Annotated in this window: 4 protein-coding genes; all 4 read left to right on the top strand. The window is 55.5% G+C overall.

Annotated elements, in window-relative coordinates:
• Positions 1-190: 190 nt before the first annotated feature.
• Positions 191-385 carry a hypothetical protein gene (locus IBX59_RS15000; RefSeq protein WP_296377007.1) on the top strand — a complete coding sequence of 65 codons (195 nt, stop codon included), beginning with the start codon at positions 191-193 and terminating at the stop codon, positions 383-385.
• A 193-nt stretch (positions 386-578) separates the two neighbouring features.
• Positions 579-863 carry a co-chaperone GroES gene (gene groES, locus IBX59_RS14995; RefSeq protein WP_296377004.1) on the top strand — a complete coding sequence of 95 codons (285 nt, stop codon included), beginning with the start codon at positions 579-581 and terminating at the stop codon, positions 861-863.
• 43 nt (positions 864-906) lie between these two features.
• Complete coding sequence (groL, locus tag IBX59_RS14990) at positions 907-2532, top strand: chaperonin GroEL (RefSeq protein ID WP_296377002.1); 1626 nt, start codon at positions 907-909, stop codon at positions 2530-2532.
• A 498-nt stretch (positions 2533-3030) separates the two neighbouring features.
• The coding region (locus tag IBX59_RS14985) for a hypothetical protein (RefSeq protein WP_296377001.1) at positions 3031-3411 on the top strand (381 nt) is incomplete at its 3' end.

Genomic DNA, 3411 nt, shown 5'->3' with positions numbered 1-3411 from the left:
GTCTATCGGATCTTTTGCGCGTTGGCGCGCGACCAGCGGAACAAGCCTGGGAAACGGTTGCGGCGGAAAAGCCCGATGCCTTGGCTGTGCCTGCAAAATAACGTTCGATTGGCGCAGCCACCGCAAGGGCAGTTCCGCCGCCCTACGATATCTGATCACGATACCACCATGTGCCGGTGAATGATGATCGGTGAACGACCGCAGCCAAGCGCGTGCCATTCCGGCACCCGATCGCTGCATTTTGGAAGGACAGACAATGGCTAAAGGTAAAAACAGCAATAAAGAGACAAAAAAGCCAAAACAGGAAAAGCCCAAAGTCTTGGCAACGGCGAATTCTATGGTCGGAAAACCAGCAGTTTCGATTGCGGGCAAAAAAGTAAAGTAAGGCGCAGCAGCCCGACGATGCCGCTGCAATCCTGCGGGACTGACACGCTGTGACGAATATAGTCCGCTGACCCATTGTAGCGGCCTCTTGGGATAGCCACTTGACTAGTATTGGCACTCGGGCGTGGCGGGTGCCAATATGTTTCCAAGCATACCACCCGACCCCGGAAATCTTCAGAAGGAGCATTTCCACTATGTTTACCCCTCTCCACGACCGTGTCCTTGTGCGCCCTATCGAAGGCGATGAAAAAACGACAGGCGGCCTGATCATCCCCGACAAGGCGAAAGAGAAACCGCAAGAAGGCGAAGTTGTCTCTGTCGGCGCCGGCGCGAAAGATGAGACAGGCGCGCGTATTGCAATGGATGTCAAAGCGGGCGATAAGATCCTCTTCGGCAAATGGTCTGGCACTGAAATCAAGATCGACGGCAAAGAACTGTTGATCATGAAAGAAAGCGACATTCTCGGCATCATGTCCTGAGCCTTGCGCCCCCTCTCTCTCATATTCAAATAGGAATACCGATATGTCTGCAAAAGACGTCAAATTCGGCACGGACGCCCGTGACCGTATGCTCAAGGGCATCAATACCCTCGCCAACACTGTAAAGGTCACTTTGGGTCCAAAGGGCCGCAATGTCGTTCTCGACAAGTCCTATGGCGCCCCACGTATCACCAAGGATGGCGTGACCGTTGCGAAAGAAATCCAACTTTCGGACCCGTTCGAAAACATGGGCGCACAGTTGGTCAAAGATGTCGCATCGCGCACCAACGACGAGGCTGGCGACGGCACGACGACAGCGACAGTTCTGGCACAGGCCATTGTCAAAGAAGGCATGAAGGCGGTTGCAGCAGGCATGAACCCGATGGACCTGAAGCGCGGGATCGACAAGGCTGTGGCCGCCGTTATTGCCGAGGTCAAAGCGATGTCGCGGCCTGTCGGCGACACCGCCGAAATTGCAAAGGTCGGCACCATCTCTGCGAATGGTGAAGCGGAGATCGGTCAACAGATTGCAGATGCGATGGCCAAGGTCGGCAACGAAGGTGTCATTACCGTTGAAGAGAATAAGGGCCTTGAAACAGTGACCGAAGTGGTCGAAGGCATGCAGTTTGATCGTGGTTACCTCAGCCCGTATTTCGTCACCGAAACGGCCAAGATGACCGCAAATCTGGAAGATTGCGTCATTCTGATGCACGAAAAAAAGCTGACATCACTGGCGCCCATGGTGCCTTTGCTTGAGGCCGTGATGCAGGCGGACAAACAGCTTTTGATCATCGCCGAGGATATCGACGGCGAAGCACTGGCGACCCTCGTCGTGAACAAGCTGCGCGGCGGGCTGAAGGTCGCCGGCGTAAAGGCACCCGGTTTCGGGGACCGCCGTAAAGCGATGTTGCAAGATCTGGCCATCCTGACGGGCGGGCAAGTGATTTCCGAAGAACTTGGCGTCAAGCTTGAAAACGTCACCATTGATATGCTTGGCGTTGCCAAGAAGATCACGATTACAAAAGACACGACAACCGTCATAGATGGGGCGGGCGACAAGGCGGCAATCGCTGCACGGGCGGTCCAGATCCGCGCGCAAATCGAAGAAACCAGCTCGGACTATGATAAGGAAAAGCTTCAGGAACGCCTTGCGAAACTTTCAGGCGGTGTTGCCGTGATCAAGGTTGGCGGCGCAACTGAAATTGAAGTGAAAGAACGCAAAGACAGGGTTGATGACGCCCTGAACGCAACACGTGCCGCAGTCGAAGAAGGCGTCGTGCCGGGTGGTGGCGTTGCACTTGTCCATGCTGGCAAGGTTTTGCTGGACCTGCAAGGTGACAATGCAGATCAGACTGCCGGTATCGCGATTGTTCGCAAGGCTTTGCAGGCGCCGCTGCGTCAAATTTCCGAGAATGCCGGTGTTGATGGGGCGGTTGTTGCCGGAAAGATCATCGAAAACGCAAGTAAGACGTTTGGCTATGATGCGCAGACTGAACAATACGGCGACATGCTAAAGGCCGGGGTCATCGACCCGACCAAGGTTGTGCGGGTTGCGCTTGAGTATGCGGCATCTGTTGCCGGATTGCTTATCACAACAGAGGCAATGGTGGCCGAAAAGCCGGCAAAATCGGATAGCAGCAATATGGCTGACATGAGTGGCATGATGTAGAGTTTACCCTGCTGACAAGCGGGGCATGCGTCGCACGGGGTTGGTCATCGCGCACCCGCAGGTGCAGTCTTTTTAGCGGGAAAGAGGCGTAAATTTATGCCCTTTCCCGCAGTTCCGGAAGATGCGGGCGACGATAGTCAATTCATTCGATCACCAATATTAACGGGGCGCATCTGTAGAGATTACGCCGCCACTTTCAGCGTCATGGCGGGGGTGATCCCGCCGTTTTCCATGTTGATGCGTTCCGTGAACTTTCACCAACGTGCAGCGAAACCACGCGATGACGGCCACCCCATAAAAGGGTGCCGGTCCACGTGGGACCAAAGTTAACTGGGATTGCTTTTGGATAGCAAGTCCAGTTGTGCTATAATTAAATTAGGACGTCGGTCACTGGCGTCGTCATGGTTACAACACCAAAACGCGTCTGCGTTTAGGCAGGTCGTTCACCATTCAGCAGGTCGTTCACGACAGTGACGACCAAAAAACAAGGACGAAACGATGCCTCTTGCCCCGCTCAAGACTACGACAGCGCTTGTTGCCAGCCTATCGCTGATTCTGCCACACCCCGTATTTGTCGCCACCGCCTCGGCGCAAGAGGTTGCGTTGCTGTGTCTGGATGAAAGCGAACCACCCTGCCCCGAAGGAGAGCCTGAAGAAGGTTCAACTCCCGCCGAACGGGCAGATTTTGCCGCCGCACAGGCGGCGGAAGCCGCAGCAGAGGCAGAGGATGCAGCAAGGCTGATTGAAGCAGAAGCCGCAGCGCAAGCCGCAGATGATGCAGCAGCGGCGGAAGCCGAAGCGCAGGCCGCAGATGATGCAGCAGAGGCGGAAGCCGAAGCGCAGGCCGCAGATGATGCAGCAGAGGCGGAAGCCGAAGCG

This window comes from Yoonia sp. (assembly GCF_014859355.1).
GTDB lineage: Bacteria > Pseudomonadota > Alphaproteobacteria > Rhodobacterales > Rhodobacteraceae > Yoonia.
This window is presented reverse-complemented; position numbering and strand designations above follow the sequence as displayed.